This window comes from Streptosporangium sp. NPDC003464, from assembly GCF_053588315.1.
In genome coordinates this window covers 54,450-75,348 of record NZ_JBSFPS010000006.1, presented here as the reverse complement: position 1 = coordinate 75,348, position 20,899 = coordinate 54,450, and the positions used below count along the sequence as shown (strand labels likewise).

Sequence of the window (20,899 nt, the reverse complement as noted above, 5' to 3'; positions counted from 1 at the left end):
CGTGAGGAGAAGTCTTGTCTGACCAGGTAACCCACTTCATCGGTGGGGTGCCGGCGGCCGAGGGCGCGACGTTCGCCACGCACGACCCGGTGACCGGCCGCCCGGTCCGCCGGGTCCACGAGGCGGACCGGGCGGTCGTCGACCGGGCGGTCGCCGCCGCCCGCGCGGCCCTGCCGGGATGGGCGGCGCTGCCGGTGGCCGAGCGGGCCGCCTGGATGCGCCGTCTCGCCGACGCGATCGAGGAGCGCTTCGAGGATCTGGTGGCCGCGGAGATCGCCGACACCGGTAAGTCGATCACCCAGACCCGGACGCTGGACATCCCGCGGGGCGCGGCGAACTTCCGGTCCTTCGCCGAGATCGCCGCCCAGCGCCCGGAGAGCGCCTTCCACCTGAAGGACGTGCTGAGCTACACCGTGCGCAGGCCGCTGGGCGTGGTCGCGGTGATCGTGCCGTGGAACCTGCCGTTCCTGCTGGCGACCTGGAAGATCGGCCCCTCGCTCGTCGCGGGCAACACCATCGTGGTCAAGCCCTCGGAGCACACGCCGGGCTCGGTCGCGGTGCTGGCGGAGATCGCCGCCTCGATCGGCCTGCCGCCCGGTGTCCTGAACGTGGTGCACGGGTTCGGCGCCGGCTCCACCGGCCAGTTCCTGGTGGAGCACCCGGGGGTGGACGCGGTCACCTTCACCGGCGAGAGCCGTACCGGGTCGACGATCATGAAGAGTGTGGCGGACCGGGTCAAGCCGGTCTCGTTCGAGCTGGGCGGCAAGAACGCCGGGCTGGTCTTCGCCGACGCCGACCTGGACGCGGCCGTCGAGGGGAGCGTGCGGTCGGTCTTCACCAACGGCGGCCAGGTCTGCCTGTGCACCGAGCGGCTCTACGTGGAGCGGCCCGTCTTCGAGGAGTTCACCGCGCGGCTGGCCGAGCGGGCGGGGGAGCTGAGGTTCGGGCGCCCCGCGGACGAGGACACCACGATGATGCCGATGATCTCGGCGGAGCACCGGGACAAGGTGCTCTCCTACTACGGGCTGGCCAAGGACGAGGGGGCCCGGATCCATGCCGGGGGTGGCGTGCCGCACTTCGGGGACGACCGCGACGGCGGCTACTACGTCGAGCCGACGGTGCTGACCGGCCTGTCCCGCGACTCCCGGGTGAACCGGGAGGAGATCTTCGGCCCGGTCTGCCACATCGCCCCGTTCGACACCGAGGCCGAGGCGGTCGAGCTGGCCAACGACAGCGATTACGGCCTGGCGGCGACGGTCTGGACCGCCGACCTGAACAGGGCCCACCGGGTCGCCCGGTCGCTGGAGGCCGGGCTGGTCTGGGTCAACACCTGGTACCTGCGGGACCTGCGCACCCCGTTCGGCGGGGTGAAGCTGTCGGGCATCGGCCGGGAGGGCGGCACGCACTCGCTGGACTTCTACTCCGAACCCACCACGATCACGATCAAGCTGGAGCCGGGACATGACTGAGTGGAGCGAGGCGACCGACGTGCTCGCCGAGGCGGCCGACCGGCTGCTGGAGGCGGCCCGGAGCGGCAAGCCCTGCCCGCCGGTGCGTGAGACGCTGCCGGTCGGGACCGCCGAGACCGGCTACGCCGTACAGGAGATCAACACCCGGCGGGCGCTGGACGACGGGCGGCGGCTGGTCGGGCGGAAGATCGGTATCACGAGCCCGGCGGTGCAGAAGCAGTTCGGGATCGACGAGCCGGACTTCGGCATGCTCTTCGCGGACATGGCCTGCCTCGACGGCCTGCCCATCCCGGCCGGCCGCTTCCTGCAGCCCAGGGCCGAGGCCGAGGTCGCGCTGGTCCTCAAGAGCGACCTGGTCGGCGGGCCGTTCACGGTGGCGGAGGTCATCCGGGCCGTCGACTTCGCGCTGCCCGCGATCGAGATCGTCGACAGCCGGATCGCGGGGTGGGACATCGCGCTCGTCGACACCATCGCCGACAACGCCTCCAGCGGCGCCTTCGTCCTGGGCAACACGCCCGTCCCGCTCGCCGGCCTGGATCTGCGGCTGGCCGGGATGACCATGAGCCGCCGCGGGCAGGAGGTCTCCACCGGCGCGGGCGCGGCCTGCATGGGGCACCCGCTGAACGCCGCCGTCTGGCTGGCCAACGCGCTGGGCGGCAGGGACTTCCCGCTGCGCGCCGGGGACATCGTGCTCACCGGCGCGCTCGGCCCGATGGTGCCCGTCGAGCCCGGCGACGTCTTCGAGGCCGTCATCGACGGTCTCGGTTCGGTGCGGGCGGTGTTCTCATGACCCTCGGCGACACCGGTGCGGCCACGCCGCCGCCCGCGGAGCGGGTGAAGATCGCGATCATCGGTTCCGGGAACATCGGCACCGACCTGATGTTCAAGGCGCTGCTGTCGGAGCGGGTGGAGGTCGTCGCCATGGCGGGCATCGACCCCGACTCCGACGGCCTGGCCCGGGCCCGCCGCCGTGGGGTGGCCACCACCCACGAAGGGGTCGAGGGCCTGGTCGGGCTGCCCGGCTTCGCCGGTGTGGACCTCGTCCTCGACGCGACCTCCGCGAAGGCGCACCTGCACAACGACCGGGTGCTCAGCGCGCACGGCAAGCGGGTCATCGACCTGACCCCCGCCGCCGTCGGGCCCTACGTGGTGCCGCCGGTCAACCTGGACGACCACCTCGGCGAGCGCAACCTCAACATGGTCACCTGCGGCGGGCAGGCGACGATCCCGATCGTGGCGGCGGTGGCCTCACAGGTCCCCGTCCGTTACGCCGAGATCGTCGCCTCGATCGCCTCCAGGTCCGCCGGACCCGGCACCCGCGCCAACATCGACGAGTTCACCGAGACGACCTCGCGGGCGATCGAGGAGGTCGGCGGGGCGGCCAAGGGCAAGGCGATCATCGTCCTCAACCCGGCCGAGCCGCCGCTGATCATGCGTGACACGGTCTACTGCCTGGTCGACGACTGCGACGAGGCCGCTGTGGCGGGAGCCGTACGGGCCATGGTGGACAGGGTCCGCGACTACGTGCCGGGCTACCGGCTCAAGCAGGACGTGCAGTTCGAGAGGGTCCCGGCCGGAGAGCCGCTGCCCGACGGGAGCCGGACCGGCGGGACCAAGGTGAGCGTCTTCCTGGAGGTGGAGGGCGCGGCCCACTACCTGCCCGCCTACGCGGGGAACCTGGACATCATGACCTCGGCCGCGCTGCGCACCGCCGAACGGCTGGCGGAGCGGCCGGACCGCACCGGGCAGAGCGTCGAGACAGGAGTGGGCGCGTGAGGCTCTATGTCCAGGACGTGACGTTGCGGGACGGCATGCACGCCATCCGGCACCGCTACACCACGGCCCAGGCCGCCGAGATCGCCGCCGCGCTGGACGCCGCCGGCGTGGCGGCCATCGAGATCGCCCACGGTGACGGCCTCGCGGGAGGCAGCTTCAACTACGGCGCGGGCGCGCACACCGACGACGAGTGGATCGAGGCGGTCGCGGGAGCCGTACGGCGGGCGAGGCTGACGACCCTGCTGCTGCCCGGCATCGGCACCATCCACGACCTCAGGCGTGCCCACGCGCTCGGCGTGACCTCGGTCCGGGTCGCCACCCACTGCACCGAGGCCGACATCTCCGCCCAGCACATCGCCACCGCGCGCGAGCTCGGCATGGACGTCGCCGGGTTCCTGATGATGTCCCACATGGCGCCCGCCGAGGAACTGGCGCGGCAGGCCAAGCTCATGGAGTCGTACGGCGCGCAGTGCGTCTACGTGACCGACTCCGGCGGCCGGCTGACCATGGACGGGGTCCGGGACCGGGTCCGCGCCTACCGCTCGGTGCTCGACGAGGGGACGGAGATCGGCATCCACGCCCACCACAACCTGGGCCTGGGCGTGGCCAACTCGGTCGTCGCGGTCGAGAACGGCACCTACCGGGTCGACGCCTCTCTCGCCGGGATGGGCGCGGGCGCGGGCAACTGCCCGATCGAGGTGTTCGTCGCGGTGGCCGACCTGATGGGCTGGGAGCACGGCTGCGACCTGCACGCCCTGATGGACGCGGCCGACGACCTGATCAGGCCGCTGCAGGACCGGCCGGTCCGGGTGGACCGGGAGACGCTGACGCTCGGCTACGCCGGGGTCTACTCCAGCTTCCTGCGTCACGCCGAGGCGGCGTCGTCGCGTTACGGGGTCGACACCCGGACGATCCTGACCGAGGCGGGCCGCCGCCGGATGGTCGGCGGGCAGGAGGACATGATCGTGGACATCGCGCTGGACCTGGCGCGGGCGGAGGGAGAGCGATGACGGAGGCATCCGGCGCCGGCCGTGGGGCGGGCCCCGCGACCGGCGCGATCGGCCTCACCGGAGTGGAGGGGGAGCGGTGACCGACATCCGCGGACTCGCCGCCGTGCTGGACGAGGCCGCGCGCACGGTCCGCGCGGTGCCGCAGCCCGGGCAGGGCTACGACGTGGCCGCCGCCTACCGGGTCCAGGAGGAGCTGCTCCGGCTCCGGCTGGAGCGGGGCGACCGGCTGTCGGGGGTGAAGCTGGGCTTCACCAGCGAGGGCAAGCGCCGCCAGATGGGCGTGCACGACGTGATCTTCGGCCGGGTGCCGGAGTCGTCGGCCGTCCTCGACGGCTCATACGCCGATATTTCGTGCTACATCCACCCTCGTGTCGAGCCGGAGGTCGTCTACCTGATCGGCCACCGCATCGCCACGGTCGCCGACGCCCTCGCGCCCGGCGCTGTCGCGGCGGTCGCCCCCGGCATCGAGATCATCGACTCGCGCTATGAGAACTTCCGGTTCTCCCTGCCGGACGTGATCGCCGACAACACCTCGGCCGCCGGATACGTGGTCGGTCCGTGGCGGCCCTACGACCCCGCCCGGTGGAACCTCGGCGTCGTCTTCGAGGTCGACGGCCGTCCCGTCCAGACCGGGTCCACCGGCGCCATCCTCGGAGATCCGCGCCGGGCCGTCGTGGAGGCCGCGCGCCTGGCCGCGGCCCACGGGGTGGTCCTGGAGCCCGGGTGGATCCTGCTCGCCGGGGCCGCCACGCCCGCCGAGCCGCTGATCCCCGGCGCCCACGTCAGGGTCGAGGTCCAGCACCTGGGCTCGGTCTCGTTCACCGCCGCACAGGTCCCGTCCGACGTCGTGGGAGGACAGTCATGAGCGACGGACTCGTCGTCAGCGGGAAGGCCACGCCGCGCGGGAGGTTCCCGCACGTCAAGCGGGCCGGGGACCTCATATACGTGTCCGGCACCAGCTCCCGCCGGCCGGACGACACGATCGCCGGAGCCGAGGCCGACGGGTCCGGCGCGATGAAGCTCGACATCGCCGTGCAGACCCGGGCCGTGATCGAGAACATCGGCGACATCCTCCGGGCGGTCGGGGCAGACCTGAGCGACCTCGTCCAGATCACCACCTATCTGGTGGACATGGACGACTTCGACGGATACAACGCCGTCTACGCGGAGTATTTCGACGAGAGCGGCCCGACCCGCACCACCGTGGCCGTCCACCAGCTTCCCCACCCTCACCTGCTCATCGAGATTCAGGCCGTGGCCCACCGACCGGAGGAACGCCAGTGATCCCCCCCATCGACTTCAGCAAGTGGATCGACGAGCACGCGCACCTGCTCAAGCCGCCGGTGGGCAACAAGATCATATTCGAGGGGGCCGGTGACCTCATCGTGATGGTCGTCGGCGGCCCGAACGCGCGGACCGACTTCCACGTCGACCCCTACGAGGAGCTGTTCTACCAGGTCCGCGGCAACATGCACATCAACGTCATGACGCCCGAGGGGCCGGAGACCGTCCACGTCCGCGAGGGCCAGATGTGGCTGCTCCCGGCGGGCCTGCCGCACTCGCCGCAGCGGCCGGAGGAGGGCTCGGTCGGCTTCCTGGTGGAGCGGGTCAGGCCGGAGGGCGTGCTGGAGAAGTTCCGGTGGTACTGCCTGGAGTGCGACGCCGTGGTCCACGAGGTCGAGCTCCAGGTCCGTGACATCGTGGCCGACCTGCCGCCGATCTTCCAGGCCTTCTACGACGACGAGAAGGCCCGCACCTGCGACGGCTGCGGCGTGCTCCACCCGGGCAAGGGGTAGCCCCCGGTCGTCGACGTCCACACCCACTGCGTCCACAGGGGCCGGCCGGCCCCTGTGGACGCAGTGGCTCCGACTTCCCCACCCGCCGGACGGAGGTTCCGCGTCCCGGAACGGCCCAATATCCTGGCCTCCGCCGATGTCGGGATGATAGAAGGGCTGGTAAGCACCTAACCCGGAGATGATTCGTGACCATCAGCCGCGCGGACTGCGCCGCCCTCGACGCCGACGACCCCCTCAAGCACCTCAGGGACGAGTTCGTCCTGCCTGACGAAACGATCTATCTGGTCGGCAACTCGCTCGGCGCCATGCCCGTGGCGGCCTCGGCCGCGACGGCACGGGTCGTGACGGAGGAGTGGGGCCGGCAACTGGTCGGCGGCTGGAACTCCGCCGGCTGGTTCGACCTGCCGCTGACCACCGGCGACCGCCTGGCCCCGATGATCGGCGCGGGCCCCGGGCAGGTCGCGGTGGGCGACACCACCTCGATCGCGATCGTCAAGGCCGTCTCGGCCGCGATGCGCCTGCGCCCCGGCCGCCGGGTGGTCGTCTCCGACCTGGCCAACTTCCCGACCGACCGCTACGTGGTCGAAGGGCTGGTCAAGGCGGTGGGCGGCTACGAGGTCCGCGACCTCGGGGTCCTCGACGAGGTGCTGGCCGACGACGTCGCCTGCGTGCTGATGTCGGAGGTGGACTACCGGACCGGGGAGCGCCACGACACCGCCGCGGTGACCGCGCGGGTCCAGGCGGCGGGCGCCCTGATGATCTGGGACCTGTGCCACAGCGCCGGCGCCTACCGGGTCGACGTGTCGCAGGCCGACTTCGCGGTCGGGTGCACCTACAAATACCTCAACGCCGGCCCCGGGGCCCCGGCGTTCGTCTACGCCCACCCGCGTCACCACGCCGAGGCCGAGCAGATGCTGACCGGCTGGCACGGCCACGCGGCGCCGTTCGCGTTCGAACCGGGCTACCGCCCCGCCGAGGGCATCCGGCGCTTCACCGTGGGCACCCCGCACGTGCTGTCCTTCGCCCCGCTCAACGCCTCGCTGGACATCTGGGAGCGGGTGGACCTGGACCAGGTCCGGGCCAAGAGCGTGGCGCTGACGTCGCTCTTCATCGACCTGGTCGAGGAGCTGTGCGCGCCGTACGGCCTTGAGGTGGTCACCCCCCGCGACCCGGAGCGCCGCGGCAGCCAGGTCAGCCTCCGCCACCCCGACGGCTACCCGGTCATGCGCGCACTGATCGACCGCGGCGTCCACGGGGACTTCCGCGCCCCCGACATCCTGCGCTTCGGCTTCGCCCCGCTCTACATCCGCTACGTCGACGTCTACGACGCGGCCGCCATCCTGGCCGAGGTGCTGGACAAGGAGCACTGGCGCGACGAGCGCTACCAGCAGCGCCTGGCCGTCACCTGAGAGGCGGCGTTCCATGGGATGGAACCCTCCCGGTTCCATCCCATGGAACGGGGCGTGGCCGGAGGTGGGCGGAACCAGGACCCTGAGGGCGTTCCTTCCTTTCCTGTGAAAGGTCGCGCCATGCGCCACTTCCTCCGGCATGCCCTGATCACTTCCGGCGTCGCGGGTCTCGTCCTCGTCTCCGGGACGGCGGTGCGGGCAGCGGCCCCCGACGATCCCGGCATCCCCTCGGTCTGCGGCGACCGCCGCCCGGCCGACCCCCAGCCCGGCACCTACGGCATGCAGCTCGACGGCACCTTCCGGCACCCGTCCCTGACCCCGGCGGGAGAGGAGCGCTTCTCCTTCCCCGGCGGTGCCCAGGACATCTTCGGCAGGACCAAGGGCTACGACCCGGAGTCCTACATCGAGGGCCCGATCAAGCTGGAGGCCGCCTACCGCGGCCCCGCGTTCACCCCGGACTACTTCCACAGCTGGCAGAACATCGTCGACTTCGACGGCCGCCGCTACCTGTTCCAGTACGACCGGAGCGAGGCCCGCGTCTACGACGTGACCGACGTCAGGAAGGTCAAGATCGTCGAGTCGCTCAGCCGCGGCGACGTCAAGGCCGAGTACGGCGAGAACGTCGAGCTCAAGGACGGCAAGGACTGGAAGGCCCACGACTACTGGGGCGCCTCCACCATCCAGTGGAACGCCAGGCTCGGCGCCTACGTCATGGTCCAGAGCTTCGAGCAGAAGCGCCAGGTCGGCGAGCTGGGCGACTCGGTGGAGCACTCCAAGTTCCACAACCCCGAGGGCGTCCGGAAGCTCCGTGAGACCACGAGCTTCAAGGGCTTCAAGGTCTACCGGCTCGACGGCCCGCGCAAGAAGGACTGGAAGCTGTTGGCCACCGTCACCACCGACGGCTCGGCGGACAATCCGCTGAACGCGCCGGTGGACGGGCCGCAGCAGGGCTCCGGCTCGCTGGACGTGCCGTACTGGACCGGCGGCAAGTACATGTTCGTCGCCGCGGCTCCGCTGGACACCTGGAGCAACACCGAGGTGCCCACCTACCTGTACTCGGCCGGCTACCAGGCCTACGACATGTCCGACCCGGCCAGGCCGAAGAAGATCGGTGAGTGGCACCGGAAGGGCCAGGTCGCCGACGAGTCCGCCGACTACGCCAGGAACCCGCGCTGCGGCAACCAGACCTCCTGGATGGGCGCGCGCATGCCGCTGGCCGTCCCCAAGCCGGTCGAGGAGGGCGGCAGGTACGGCTTCGCGGCCCTGGGCGGCTACGGCCTGTCGGTGCTGGACATCTCCAACCCCGCCAAGATGAGCGAGGTCGCCCACCTGGACCTGCCCATGTCGGTCGGCGGCACCGAGGCCGACAACGTGGACGTCTCCCAGTTCGAGAAGACCGGCATGATCTACGTGTCCGGCTACCCGCTGGGCGAGGACTGCCACGAGCCCTACAAGGACATCTTCCAGATCGACGTCCGTGACCCGGCCCGGCCCCGCATCGTCGGCGCCCTGCCCCGGCCCCGGCCCGCCGCGGGCGCCCCGTTCGACGACTACTGCCAGCGCGGCGGCAGCTTCGGCCCCAAGCGCTCGGGCTACTACACCTCGCCCGGCGACCCCCGGCAGGGCCTGCTGCCGTACGCGTTCTACAACGCGGGCGTGCAGTTCTTCGACACCCGCGACCTGAAGCACCCCAAGATCGTCGCGCAGTTCGTCCCGTCGGGTTACGGCAAGGGCGTCCCCGACTACGCGCTGGGCAACCAGACCCACGGCACCTACGTCGAGTGGGACCGCAAGATCGTCTGGGTCTTCACCAACGACGGCATCTACGCCGTCTCCTCCAAGAAGCTGCTCGGCGCCCCGGACCTGGGCAGGCCCGCCCGGCCGTTCCGCAACAGCGCCAGGTGACACCTCGCCCGGCCGGGGCCCCCACCCCCCGGCCGGGTGGGAGGAGGGGTCTCCCCGCATGCGTAGGATGGGCGCGCCCACAAGGCGCTCTGCACCATCCGATGTTCAGGGAGACCCCCGTTCCATGCTGACGACCTTCGCGGTCACGGCGCTTGTAATGATCATGATTCCAGGGCCCGACCAGGCCCTGATCACGCGCAACGCCCTCGCCTTCGGCCGCACCGCCGGCCTGTTGACCATGTTCGGTGGCCTGATCGGCCTCACCGTCCACGCCACCGCCGCCGCCATCGGGCTGTCGGCCCTGCTGCTGGCCTCCGCCACCGCCTTCACCGTGTTGAAGGTCGTGGGCGTCGTCTATCTGCTCTGGCTGGGCATCCAGGCCCTGCGCTCCAGCCGCCGCACGGCCGCGGCCCCGGAGCCCGCCGCCCTGGCGGCCCGCTCCCCGATGCAGCACGTCCGTAACGGTTTCCTGTCGAACACGCTCAACCCCAAGGTCGCGCTGTTCTTCGTCACGTTCCTGCCGCAGTTTCTCCCCGCCCACGGCGACACGCTGAACCAGGCCATGCTGCTGTCGGCCATCTTCGCCGGGCTCTATCTGCTCTGGTTCAGCTTCTACAACGTGGCGGTGGACCGGATCGGCGCCCTGCTCCGCACGCCCCGGATCCGGGCCCGGGTGGAGCAGGCCACCGGCCTGCTCCTGGTCGGCTTCGCGATCAGGCTGGCCGTGCAGCAGCCCTGACCCGGCCCCGGCCCACGTCCCGGCTCCGGCGGGCCGCATCCGGCCCGCCGGGCGGGTGGCTCACTTGTCGGACAGGCGGCGGCCCTTGTACATCGGGTGCTTGGTCTCCCAGTATCTCCAGCCCTCCACTCTCGCGGGGACGCTGGCGATACCGGTGGTGACCAGGTGCGAGGTGCAGTCCTCGAGCTGGTGCCACGACGAGAAACCTATCCGGTAGCCGAAGACGCGGTACCACAGGTTGCCGTACATCCCGTCGCTGACTTCCTGCGTGTAGTCGTGCCCGGTCTCGACGATGAGCTCCTCGGCGAGCAGGGGGTTGACGTTGTTGCGCAGGCGGCGGAGCAGGGCGCGCGTGTCGGCGTCGGTGAAGGTGTTGGTGCCGACGGTCCTGGCGGTGGTGTCGGTATGGAGCCTGTCGATCTCGGAATTCTTCTCCCTTTCGATCTCGACCTCGAAGTAGACCCGGTGCTGCCGCCGGACCGACGCGGTCATCGTGCCGCCGGGGCCGTCGATGAAGCGGGTGCGGGGAACGAAGAAGTTCCTCGGCTTGAAGGAGTGGAACCTGAAGAAGTTGCCGGGCGAGCACCTCCTGTCGGCCTCATCCCTGAGCGTGGCGTTCCGCGGGTCACGCCCCCTGTGCGGGTCGTCGGCCGCGAACACGGGCGGGGCGACGGCGGTGGTCAGGGTCATGGAGAGAGATCCGGCCAGGGTCAGGGTCGCCAGCCTCCGCATCGGCCGGGGACGGGTGGCGGTGGCTCCCCTCCGGGGATTGGACATGAACATATGGAGATACCGTTCCTTCCGGAACGCGGCCCGCGGCCGCGACTAACTCGCGGGCCGGAATACGGCCCATGCCCGTCCGCTTGGTGACTCAGCGTGACATTGGAGATCCTTACAGCCACTGAGGAGGGCTTCGTGGCGCCATGCCGAGGCGGAGTCCACTAAACAGGGAAAGTCACGGTGAAAAGGCGTTTACGCCGGTCCACTGCCGGTCTGTCGGATATCTGCTCGCGGTTACGGCCCGCCTGCGGCGCCGGTCACCGGACCATCGGGGCCGGTGGGCACCCGGGGTCGGCACGGCGGGGCCGGTGAGCGCCCGGGAGCGGCCAGGCAGGGCCAGGCCGGTGGACGCCTGGCGTCAGTGCGGCGGGGTCGGTGGGCGCCTGGCGTCAGCGCAGCGGACCGGTGGCGTCGAGCCTGGCGACGAGCTTCTTGGGGGCGACCGCCCGGTAGCTCTCCTCGACCCAGTCGAGCAGCACCTCGGTCTCCGGCAGCACGCCCATCAGCGGGATCGTCACCCACCCCGCCCTGCCGAGCCCGTATCCCGAGGGCGCCGCGCCCGCCACGGAGAGCGCGTGGCCGTTGGACTCCGGCAGCTTCACCCTGACGGCCGGGCTCCACTTCCCGGCCGGCTCCTCGACGCCGAGGAAGACGAAGATCTTCTTGTTGACCTTGATGACGCTCTCGCCCCACGGATGGTCCTCGTAGGTCTCCGGCAGGCTCAGCGCGGACTCGCGCAGCGTCTGACGGACCTCACGCCACTTCTCCATGGGAGCCATTGTGCAAGGGGGCACCGACAGTCGCGCGCCAGTGGCCCAGCACCCGGTCGATGGCCGTCCGGATCCGCTCCCTGGCCTCGGCGCGGGGCACCCCCGACATCAGCAGCCGGTCGTAGTCGGTGTCGAGATGCCGCACCGAGGCCACCACGGCCAGTGTGATCGCGTTCTCGTCGAACACCTTGGCGGCGGCGGTCCGGCCCACCCGGCCGCTGCCTCGCTGCCCGGCGTGCCGGGCGATCTCCTCGGCCCGCTCGGGCGGGCAGCCGGGGAACAGCCGGGTGATCTCCCTGGCCATCCCGGCCTGGAACTCCACGTCCTCGCCGGCCCGCCGCTCCCGGTCGCGCTCGCGGCGGCGCGGCCGTAGCTCCTCGTCGGCCAGGCACTGCTCCTCGGCCCGCTCCCGCGCGGCCTCCTCGACCAGGATGCCCCGCCGCTCGTAACGCCTGCGCCGGGGGTTGAACCTGACCACCACGGCGGCCAGTCCGCTCTCCTTCTTCGCCCGCCGGCTGAGCGCCGCGTCGCCCGCCGGGAGGAAGACGAGGTGGTCCATGTCCGCGCAGGTCAGGCAGTGTGGCCCGGCGTTCTCCGTGATCATGTAGGGGCCGGTGTCGCTGCAGCCCGCGCACTCCCAGGGCTGCTGCGACTCCACCACCACCAGGTCGGGGGCCTTGCTCTGCCGTTCGGCGAGCTGCCGCCGCCGGGTCTCGCTCATGTCCGGTGAGATCCAGTGGACCCGGAAGGCGCTGTCGTCCCCGGCGGAGACGAAGCGCAGCTCTCCCCGGTCGCGGCCGCCGGACACGTAGGCGGTCTCGCTCGGGGTGAGCCCCTTGGCCAGGGCCCAGCGCCGGAGCACGGCCACCGCGTCGGTCATCTTGGCGCCGTCCACCGCCGAGAGCTCCTCCAGCGCCGCCACCCGGCCCTGCCGCCAGGTGTCGACGTGCCGGGCGTGCAGCCAGCGGATCCCGGTCAGCACATCGACCGCGGTGACGAACTTCCGCTGGGCGAGCGCGGCCTCCGCCGCCTCCACGATCCGGCGCTCAAGTCTGCTCACCCCACCAGCTTGCCGTATCCGGCGCGCTCCGGGTGCCTGCCGTACTCGGTGCGGCATGCTCCGGGTGCCCGCCGTACTTCGCTGCCGCGCGCTCCGGGTGCCCGCCGTACTCCGGCGGGGCGCGCTCACGGACGGGGGATGTTCCGCAGGTTCGCCCTGGCCATGTCGATCATGCGTCCCACCCCGCCGGTCAGCACGACCTTCCCCGCCCCCAGGGCGAACCCCTTGACCTGCTTGGCGGTGATGCGCGGCGGCATCGAGAGCACGTCGGGGTCGGTGACCACGTCCACCAGATAGGGGCCGGGTGTCGCGAAGGCCGTGGCCAGCGCCTCGCGGACCTGCGCGGGCTTCTCGACGCGGACCGAGCCCAGCCCGATCGCGGCGGCGATCGCCGCGTAGTCGACGGGGGTGACGTCGGTGCCGAAGTCGGGCATCCCGTCGACGAGCATCTCCAGCCTCACCATGCCGAGCGAGGAGTTGTTGAACACCACGATCTTGACGGGCAGGTCGTTCATCCTGACGGTGAGGAGCTCGCCCATGAGCATGCCGAGCCCGCCGTCGCCGGAGAGCGAGACGACCTGCCGTCCGCGGTCGGCGAGCTGCGCGCCCATGGCGTGCGGGAGCGCGTTGGCCATGCTGCCGTGCTTGAAGGAGCCGATGACCCGGCGCCGGCCGTTGGGGGTGAGATAGCGCGCGGCCCAGACGTTGCACATGCCGGTGTCCACGGTGAACACCGCGTCGTCGGAGGCGAGCTCGTCCACGACGCTCGTCACGTACTCCGGATGGATCGGTGTGTGGTGCTCGATGTCGCGGGTGTAGGCGTTGACGACGTTGTCCAGCGTCTTCAGATGCCTGGAGAGCATCTTGTCGAGATAGCGGCGGTCCGTCTTCTGCGCGACCTGCGGCAGCACCGCCCGCAGCGTCTCGCCGACGTCGCCGTGCACGGCCAGCTCCAGCGGGGTCCGGCGGCCCAGCTGCGCGGGGTCGTGGTCGATCTGGACCGTGCGCCTGCCCGGCAGGAAGTCGTTGTAGGGGAAGTCGGTGCCCACCAGCACCACCAGGTCGGCCTCGTGCATGGCCTCGTAGCACGCGCCGTATCCCAGCAGCCCGCTCATCCCCACGTCGTAGGGGTTGTCGTACTGGATCCACTCCTTGCCGCGCAGGGCGTGCCCGACCGGCGCCAACGTGCGCGCGGCCAGCGACATGACCTCCTGGTGCGCGCCGCGCACTCCGGCGCCGCAGAACAGCATCACCTTCTCCGCGCCGTTCAGCGCCGTGGCCAGCTCCGCCACCTGGTCGGAGGGGGGCCGGACGGTGCCGCGCCGGGTGAGGACGTCGTGGGTGCCGGTGTCGTGCTTGGCCGGCAGGTCCGCCACGTCGCCGGGGAGCACCACGACCGCGACCTCGCCGTGGCCGATCGCGTGCTGGACGGCGGTGCGCAGCACCCGGGGCATCTGCGCGGCCGTGCTGATCATCTCGCAGAAGCCGCTGCAGTCCACGAACAGGCGTCCGGGGTGGGTCTCCTGGAAGAATCCGGTGCCGATCTCCGCGCTGGAGACGTGCGAGGCCAGCGCGAGCACCGGGGCGCCGCTGCGCTGGGCGTCGTAGAGGCCCTGGACCAGGTGCGTGTTGCCGGGTCCGCAACTGCCCGCGCAGACCGCCAGACGCCCGGTGACCTGCGCCTCGGCCGCGGCGGCGAACGCCCCGGCCTCCTCGTTGCGCACGTGGACCCACTCGATGCCGGCGCTCTTGCGGATCGCGTCCACGACCGGGTTCAGGCTGTCGCCCACCACCCCGTAGATCCGCTCCACCCCGGCCTGGCGCAACACCTCGATGAACTGCTCCGCAACGGTGCCCATGGTCCCCCCTCGCCTATCGCGTCATCGGGTTACCTCACCGGTTTTCGCCAGGTCACTCCCCGAGGAAGTGACCGATCAGCTCGCGGGAGACCTCGCCGGGCCGTTCGACGGAGGCCAGGTGGGCCGCTCCGGGCAGCACGACCAGCCGGGCGCCGGGGATGCCCGCGGCGATCCGCTCGCCGTGCTCGGGCGGGGTGGCCGGGTCGTCGGCGCCGGCCAGCACCAGCGTGGGCGCCCTGATCGCGGCCAGGTCGGGGCGGAGGTCCATGGCCCCGATGGCCTCACAGCAGGCCGCGTAGCCCTCGGCCGAGACGCCGCCGAGCATCTCGATGTACGGCTCGCGCCCGGCGTAGCCCGGCGTGAACCACCGGGCGGCGACCGCGTCGGCGATCGACGCCGTGCCGCCCGTCCGCGCCGCGTCCGCCCGCTCGGCCCAGAACTCGGGGGTGTTCAGCTTGGCGGAGGTGCACAGCAGCGCCAGCCGGTGGATCCGCTCCGGCGCGTGCGCCGCCAGCCACATGCCCACCATGCCGCCCAGCGACAGCCCGGCGAAGGAGACCCGCGGCAGCTCCAGCCGGTCCAGCAGCTCCAGCAGGTCACCACCCAGGTCGGCGATCGAGCACCGCCCGCCGGCCGGTGACCGCCCGTGCCCGCGATGGTCGTGCCGGATGATCCGGAAGTGCCGGGCCAACGCCTCCATCTGCGGCTCCCACATCTCCAGCGTGGTGCCCAGCGAGCCGGACAGCACGACCGGCGGCGCCGTCACGGGACCGTCGATCTCGTAATGCAGCATTCTCACCTGCCGGACAGAGGTTCCCCGCCGGGCACACCATAGCCGAGCGGGCGCCGGCGGCGCCGTGGCAGGTGGGCGGTGCCTCCGGTGACCGGTCACCGGGGCCGGCCCGGCTGGACACAGTGAGACGCGCGGCAGGTGCGTGACGACGGCCGGATCGTCGAGTCCACCCGCTCGATCTGTCGGGGCGACCGCTACCGCGTGACCCCCGAGCTGTCCTTCAACGCCGACTCCGGCCGACCTCGCCCGGCCGGGACGTCGAAATTGAAACGGTCCACACATTTACCAGTTCTGATATGACCGTTTATTTGGTCCCGTGGGCGTTTAGGATGCTGACCCTCGTGATACGCGTGTGACTTGGGGGTCGGAAGTGACAGTGCTCAGCCGTCGGAACCTTCTCAAAGCGGGTGTGGGATTCGTGCCCGCCGTCGCCCTGGGCACCGGGACCGCCCAGGCCACACCCGTCATCAGGGGCACCGGGACCGTGCCCGCCGCGCTGGCCGGGTTCGACACCGCCATGCGGACGTACATCGCCGAGCGCCAGATCACGCACGCCCAGCTCGCCGTGGCCAGGAAGGGCAAGATCCTGCTCGCCCGCGGCTACCGCTACGCGGACCGAAAGTCGGGCGACATGCCGGTCTGGCTGCCCCCGCTGCAGCCCACCGCGCTGTTCCGCGTCGCCAGCCTGAGCAAGCACCTCACCTCCGCGGCGATCATGCGGCTGGTCCAGGACGGCAAGCTCAGCCTGTCGGCGCCGGTCACCACGCTGCTCGGCCTGTCGGCCGAGGCCGACCCGCGCCTCGCGCAGGTCACCGTGCTCCGCCTGATGCAGCACCTGGGCGGCTGGGACCGGAACGTCTCGAAGGACCAGCTCTGGATCGACCACACCATCTCCGCCACGCTGGACGTGCCGCTGCCGATCGGTCACGACGACATCATCCGCTACACCACCGCGCGCCCCCTGGACTTCGACCCCGGCTCGAAGATGGTCTACAGCAACTACGGCTACATGCTGCTCGGCCGGATCATCGAGAAGGTCTCCGGCACGAGCTACGAGTCCTACATCCAGCAGAAGCTGCTGGCCCCCGTCGGCATCACCCGGATGCGGCTGGGCCGCAGCCTCAAGACGGAGGCCGCGTCGACCGAGGTGCCCTACGTCTCGAAATACACCAACAAGAGCGTGGTGGACGACTCCGGGACCGTGGTGCCCTACCCCTACGGCGGCTTCAACATGCCCAACCAGGACGCCAACGGCGGCTGGCTGGCCTCCGCCGTCGACCTGGTGAAGTTCGGCATGGTCTTCGACGCCGCCGGGCCGGTGCTCAACGCGGCCTCGATCGCCAAGGTGTTCGCCAAGCCGGAGATCGGCGTCAACGGCAACGGGTCGTGGTACGGCGGCGGCTGGTGGGTCCGCTCGAACGGCAGCGGGCTCAACACCTGGCACAACGGCTCGATGCCCGGCACCTTCAGCTTCCTGGCCCGGATCCAGAACGGCATCAGCTACTGCGCCATCTTCAACCGCCGCGAGGAGGAGGGCACGCCCGACTTCGACTCGATCGACCCGCTGCTCGGCAAGGCGGCGGGCGCCGTGACCACCTGGCCGACGACCGACCTCACGCCGAACTACTTCTGACGACGGAGCCGGAGCGGGCCCGGCCGGCGGTGCTCCCGGGGCTCACGGTGTCCGCCGGTACGGCCGGCGGTGCTCCCGGGCTCAGGACATCTGCCGGGCCCGGCCGGCGGCGAGCCCGGAGCCCGGGCGTGAGCGGCGATACTCGCCGGGCGTCTGGCCGCACCAGGCACGGAAGGCCAGGTGGAAGCCGACGCCGGAGCGGTAGCCGACGCGTTCGGAGATGCGGCCCTGCGCCAGCGTCGTCTCGGTCAGCAGCCGGGCGGCCTCCTGCATCCGGCGGCCGGTCAGATGGCGCATCGGCGGCTCGCCGACGAGGTCGCGGAAGGTCGCGGCGAAGGCCGACCGCGACAGCCCCGCCTCGGCCGCCAGCGACTCCAGCGTCCACGGCTCGGCGAACCGGCTGTGCACCGCCAGCAGCGCCCTGCTGATCGCCGGGTGGCGCAGCGCGCGCAGCACCGGTTCGCCGAGCGTGAGCTCGCTCAGCGCGGCACGCAGGGCGAGCACGAACGTCAGCTCGAAGGCCCGCAGCGCCACCAGCCCCGCGCCGGGCTCGCCGTCCGCCCATTCGCCGGCCAGCCCCCGCAGCGTGTCGGCCAGCAGCGGCTGGCCCTCCAGCATCGCCCGGTCGAGCACGAACACCGCCGGCAGCGCGTGGTAGAGCGGGGCCGCGGCGGCTCCGTCGTAGTGCAGCCCGCCGCAGAGCATGGTCGTCGCCGGCCCCGGGCCGTCGATCTCGACGGTGCGCACGGTGCCGGGCTGCCTGGCGGGCAGGACGGCGGCCAGCGGGACGGTGGGACGGCCCGGCCGGTCGGCGAGCCGGTGCCCGCTGCCGCGGGGGAAGACGGCCAGGTCGCCGGCGCGCAGCCGGATCGGCTCGGCCACCTCGGGCATCTCCACCGTGCACTCGCCCTCCTGCACGTAGTGCAACAGGGCGCAGTGCTCCCGCTCGCCCGCGATGCCCCAGGGCGCCCGGGCCGACCACCGGCTGTGGAAGACGCCGTGCAGGCGCAGTGGGGCGAGCAGCTCGCTCAGCAGATCTCCGTCACATTCCACGGACGATCCTTAAATCTCAGGGGATCCATCTATATCGATCGTATCGAACAGGGCTGCGCAGACTGGTCACCGGCACACAGCCCCGATCACTGATGGAGTATGTGATGACATCGACCGAGCCGCAGCGCCACCTCGTGGTCGGCGCGACGGGAGCGCAGGGCGGCGCCGTCGCCCGGCGGCTGCTGGAGGAGGGGCACCGGGTCCGCGGGCTGACCCGCTCGGCCGGCGGCCACGGCCGTCTCCCGGACGGGGTGGAGCCCTTCGCCGGAGACCTCGGCGACCCCGGGCAGGCCAGGGCGGCCTTCGCCGGGATGACGCACGCCTCGGTGCTGCTCCCCATGATCTACGGGCCGGAGCAGGTCGCCTCCTACGTGCGCAACGTCGCCGACGCGGCGCTCGCGGCCGGCCTGCGGCGCCTGGTGTTCAACACCGGCAACCGCCTGCCGGAGGCCGCCACCGAGGTGGCGGCCTTCGAGACCAGGCGGGCCGCCGCCGCGGCGCTGCTCGGTTCGGGCGTGCCCACCGTCGTCCTGCGCCCGCCGATCTATCTCGACAACCTCTGCGCCCCCTGGGCGGCGGGGCCGCTCGTCCGTGACGGCGTGCTGCGCTACCCGCTGCCCGCCCGCTCCCCGGTCGCGTGGCTCAGCCACGGCGACCTCGCCGCGGCGACGGTGGCCGCCCTCACCCGGGACGGCCTGGCCGGCACCGTCCTCGACCTCGGCGGGCCCGACACGGTGACCGGTCCGGAGCTGGCCGCCGCCTTCGCCGCCGAGCTGGGCCGCCGGGTCGACTACGTCGCCCAGGATCCCGCCGAGTTCGAGGCGGGGCTGGCCCACGCGCTCGGCGCCCCCGCGGCGGCCGGAGTGGCCGCGACCTACCGGTGGGTCGCCGACGCCGGCGAGACCCTGTACGGCGTGGACCATCGGGCGGTGGAGGAGACCCTGGGGATCCGGCTCACGCCACTGCGCGCCTGGATCGCCGCCCAGCCCTGGCACGCCCTCGCCGGAGCCGCGTGATGACCGCCCCGCGTCGTACGGCGGGCGGCACGGCGGGAGACGACCCGGGTGAGGCGGCCGCCGCGGGCGCCCACGGCGCGGCGGCCGGGGATCCTCGCGGGGCGGCCGACGCGGCGGCCTGCCGGGCGGAGATCGTCCGCCTGCACAGGATCATCGAAGGCTGGCTGTCGGGCAGGACGCCACGCACCGCCGGGGAGTTCGCGGCCTTCGCGCAGGCGCATCTGCCGGACTTCACGCTCAGCGGGCCGGACGGCGCCTCGCTCACCCGCGGACAGGTGCTGGCCTGGGTCGAGGCCGCGCACGGCCGGGTGCCCGGGATCGAGATACGGATCCGGGAGGTGGAGCTGGTCGCGGCGGCCGGGCCGCTGCTCGTCGCCGCCTACCAGGAGTGGCAGCACGGCACGGGCGCCGACCGGAACCGCCGTGCCACCGTGGTGTTCCTCCGCGATCCGGACGCCCCTCACGGACTGCGCTGGCGGCATCTGCACGAGACCTGGACGCCCGAGCCATAGCCGCGCCCGGCGCCGGCCGTACGGATTCCGGGCCGGGCGCTGCGTGGACGTCGGGCCACAGGTGTTTCCGGCCGGCCGGGGCAGAACTGCAGTTCAGCACGTCGGAATGCCGCTAGAAACGGCCAATGTCACGATTTCAATATCACTTCCCTGTTGCCGCGATATATCGGATCTATCACCGTATTCTCCTCAAACTTGCCTGTGGCGCCGATTCGCCGGAACGTGCGTACAGCGGCACGCGACGGACGCGCGGGAGGCAGCGCTTCCATGCCGGGGCGGGCACCGCCGGTGTCCCGGCGTGCGTCCGGCGAGCCGCTCCGCTGCTCGCGGCCTCCGGCGCGATCCTGCTCGCCACCACGACACTCGTCGGGCTGACCATGTACGCCACCTCGGTGGCGGACGGGGGCGTCCGCCAGACGCTGGAGACGGTGCCGATCGGGACCGCCGGGGCCGTGATCAGGCCCCGGCGCGCGGCGGCTCCTCCGGCCCGATCACCGGCACCGCGGGATCCCCGTCCCCGCCGTCCGGCCATATGAGGTCGCGGTACGTCCGCCGGCTGAGCCGTCGTCACCCGACCGGCAAGAAACCTCGACCATGGTCGAGGTCAACCCGTAGCATCCGGCCATGACCAAACCCCCTTTCGACGCAGCCGAACTAACCGTCGGCCAGCTCGCCGCGCGCTCCGGCGTGGCGGTCACCGCCCTGCACTTCTACGAGGACAAGGGCCTCATCCGCAGCCGCAGGACGGCGGGCAACCAGCGCCGCTACCCCCGTGACACCCTGCGCCGGGTCGCCTTCATCCGGGTGGCGCACCGGGTCGGCATCCCGCTGCGCATGGTCGCCGAGACCCTGGCGGAGCTGCCCGAGGGGCGCACTCCCACCCGCGCCGACTGGGCCCGCCTGTCCGCGGCCTGGCGTGCCGAACTCGACACCCGCATCGACCAGCTCACCCGCCTGCGCGACGACCTGTCCGACTGCATCGGCTGCGGCTGCCTGTCCATCGACCGGTGTGTCCTGCGCAACTCCGACGACCGGCTCGGCGACGAGGGGACCGGCCCGCGCCGCCTCCTCGGCGGACGGCTCGCCCAGGAGAGCCGGAGCGATCCCCCGGACGAGGGTCCGGCCGGCCGTCCATAAAAGGGATGTTCGCCGGCGCATTCCGTGCCGTGGTTACCGGCTGATGTCGGGTCGTTTAATCCGGCACGTGTGGGATGTCAAATTTCCGGCTGGCAGGAAGCGGTTGTCGGCGGTCAGGTTGCTGACTTCCGGTTGTCTGGTCCGCAGGTCGCGGAGCGCGCACAGTTATCCGTGCGAGGACA

The 20,899-nt window shown here is 71.8% G+C and carries 20 protein-coding genes; 14 read left to right on the top strand and 6 right to left on the bottom strand.

The annotated features are described in order from the left end of the window. Positions 1–14: 14 nt before the first annotated feature. From ACWDS7_RS02755 to ACWDS7_RS02710, 10 genes are all read left to right on the top strand, one after another. Positions 15–1,469, top strand: coding sequence for a 2-hydroxymuconic semialdehyde dehydrogenase (locus ACWDS7_RS02755; protein ID WP_306862266.1), 1,455 nt, complete (start codon positions 15–17; stop codon positions 1,467–1,469). Next, entirely contained in the window at positions 1,462–2,259 is a 798-nt protein-coding gene (locus ACWDS7_RS02750) for a 2-keto-4-pentenoate hydratase (RefSeq protein WP_306862269.1), read from the top strand. The genes ACWDS7_RS02755 and ACWDS7_RS02750 overlap by 8 nt, the downstream gene beginning before the upstream one ends. After that, on the top strand, positions 2,256–3,245 hold the full coding sequence (locus tag ACWDS7_RS02745; protein WP_451927813.1) for an acetaldehyde dehydrogenase (acetylating): 990 nt from the start codon (positions 2,256–2,258) through the stop codon (positions 3,243–3,245). The genes ACWDS7_RS02750 and ACWDS7_RS02745 overlap by 4 nt, the downstream gene beginning before the upstream one ends. Continuing rightward, positions 3,242–4,255, top strand: a complete 1,014-nt coding sequence (gene dmpG / locus ACWDS7_RS02740) for a 4-hydroxy-2-oxovalerate aldolase (protein WP_451927812.1) — start codon at positions 3,242–3,244, stop codon at positions 4,253–4,255. The genes ACWDS7_RS02745 and dmpG overlap by 4 nt, the downstream gene beginning before the upstream one ends. 76 nt (positions 4,256–4,331) lie before the next feature. After that, positions 4,332–5,120, top strand: a complete 789-nt coding sequence (locus ACWDS7_RS02735; RefSeq protein WP_451927811.1) for a 2-keto-4-pentenoate hydratase — start codon at positions 4,332–4,334, stop codon at positions 5,118–5,120. Further along, complete coding sequence (locus tag ACWDS7_RS02730; protein ID WP_306862282.1) at positions 5,117–5,539, top strand: RidA family protein; 423 nt, start codon at positions 5,117–5,119, stop codon at positions 5,537–5,539. The genes ACWDS7_RS02735 and ACWDS7_RS02730 overlap by 4 nt, the downstream gene beginning before the upstream one ends. After that, positions 5,536–6,051, top strand: coding sequence for a 3-hydroxyanthranilate 3,4-dioxygenase (locus tag ACWDS7_RS02725; protein WP_451927810.1), 516 nt, complete (start codon positions 5,536–5,538; stop codon positions 6,049–6,051). The genes ACWDS7_RS02730 and ACWDS7_RS02725 overlap by 4 nt, the downstream gene beginning before the upstream one ends. Positions 6,052–6,236: 185 nt before the next feature. Beyond that, positions 6,237–7,460 carry a kynureninase gene (kynU, locus tag ACWDS7_RS02720; protein WP_451927809.1) on the top strand — a complete coding sequence of 408 codons (1,224 nt, stop codon included), beginning with the start codon at positions 6,237–6,239 and terminating at the stop codon, positions 7,458–7,460. 120 nt (positions 7,461–7,580) lie between these two features. Beyond that, entirely contained in the window at positions 7,581–9,365 is a 1,785-nt protein-coding gene (locus ACWDS7_RS02715; RefSeq protein WP_451927808.1) for a hypothetical protein, read from the top strand. Between the two features lie 124 nt (positions 9,366–9,489). After that, positions 9,490–10,104, top strand: coding sequence for a LysE family translocator (locus tag ACWDS7_RS02710; RefSeq protein WP_306862294.1), 615 nt, complete (start codon positions 9,490–9,492; stop codon positions 10,102–10,104). 60 nt (positions 10,105–10,164) lie between these two features. On the opposite strand, the gene ACWDS7_RS02705 is transcribed toward ACWDS7_RS02710, so the two are convergent. The 5 genes from ACWDS7_RS02705 to pcaD all read right to left on the bottom strand — a co-directional run bounded on the left by ACWDS7_RS02705 (position 10,165) and on the right by pcaD (position 15,366). Further along, a complete protein-coding gene (locus ACWDS7_RS02705) occupies positions 10,165–10,881 on the bottom strand; it encodes a hypothetical protein (RefSeq protein ID WP_451927807.1) in 717 nt (238 codons plus the stop codon). 392 nt (positions 10,882–11,273) lie between these two features. Continuing rightward, positions 11,274–11,654 (bottom strand): MmcQ/YjbR family DNA-binding protein, encoded by a 381-nt coding sequence (locus ACWDS7_RS02700; protein ID WP_451927806.1) that lies wholly within the window; start codon positions 11,652–11,654, stop codon positions 11,274–11,276. Further along, positions 11,638–12,714: a DUF2293 domain-containing protein gene (locus tag ACWDS7_RS02695; protein WP_451927805.1), complete on the bottom strand. Its 1,077-nt coding sequence runs from the start codon at positions 12,712–12,714 to the stop codon at positions 11,638–11,640. The genes ACWDS7_RS02700 and ACWDS7_RS02695 overlap by 17 nt, the downstream gene beginning before the upstream one ends. A gap of 125 nt (positions 12,715–12,839) precedes the next feature. Beyond that, a complete protein-coding gene (locus ACWDS7_RS02690; protein ID WP_451927804.1) occupies positions 12,840–14,573 on the bottom strand; it encodes a pyruvate dehydrogenase in 1,734 nt (577 codons plus the stop codon). A gap of 52 nt (positions 14,574–14,625) precedes the next feature. Next, positions 14,626–15,366, bottom strand: coding sequence for a 3-oxoadipate enol-lactonase (gene pcaD / locus ACWDS7_RS02685; RefSeq protein WP_451927822.1), 741 nt, complete (start codon positions 15,364–15,366; stop codon positions 14,626–14,628). Between the two features lie 409 nt (positions 15,367–15,775). On the opposite strand from pcaD, the gene ACWDS7_RS02680 reads away from it, so the two are divergent. Then, the gene (locus ACWDS7_RS02680) at positions 15,776–16,999 is read left to right on the top strand and encodes a serine hydrolase domain-containing protein (protein WP_451927803.1); all 1,224 of its coding nucleotides are present in this window, start codon (positions 15,776–15,778) and stop codon (positions 16,997–16,999) included. Between the two features lie 81 nt (positions 17,000–17,080). On the opposite strand, the gene ACWDS7_RS02675 is transcribed toward ACWDS7_RS02680, so the two are convergent. Further along, positions 17,081–18,052, bottom strand: a complete 972-nt coding sequence (locus tag ACWDS7_RS02675; protein WP_451927802.1) for an AraC family transcriptional regulator — start codon at positions 18,050–18,052, stop codon at positions 17,081–17,083. 104 nt (positions 18,053–18,156) lie between these two features. On the opposite strand from ACWDS7_RS02675, the gene ACWDS7_RS02670 reads away from it, so the two are divergent. The 3 genes from ACWDS7_RS02670 to soxR all read left to right on the top strand — a co-directional run bounded on the left by ACWDS7_RS02670 (position 18,157) and on the right by soxR (position 20,717). Then, positions 18,157–19,068 (top strand): SDR family oxidoreductase, encoded by a 912-nt coding sequence (locus ACWDS7_RS02670; RefSeq protein ID WP_451927801.1) that lies wholly within the window; start codon positions 18,157–18,159, stop codon positions 19,066–19,068. Beyond that, positions 19,068–19,580, top strand: coding sequence for a DUF4440 domain-containing protein (locus tag ACWDS7_RS02665; RefSeq protein WP_451927800.1), 513 nt, complete (start codon positions 19,068–19,070; stop codon positions 19,578–19,580). The genes ACWDS7_RS02670 and ACWDS7_RS02665 overlap by 1 nt, the downstream gene beginning before the upstream one ends. A 624-nt stretch (positions 19,581–20,204) precedes the next feature. Then, positions 20,205–20,717: a redox-sensitive transcriptional activator SoxR gene (gene soxR / locus ACWDS7_RS02660; RefSeq protein ID WP_451927799.1), complete on the top strand. Its 513-nt coding sequence runs from the start codon at positions 20,205–20,207 to the stop codon at positions 20,715–20,717. Positions 20,718–20,899: the final 182 nt, after the last annotated feature.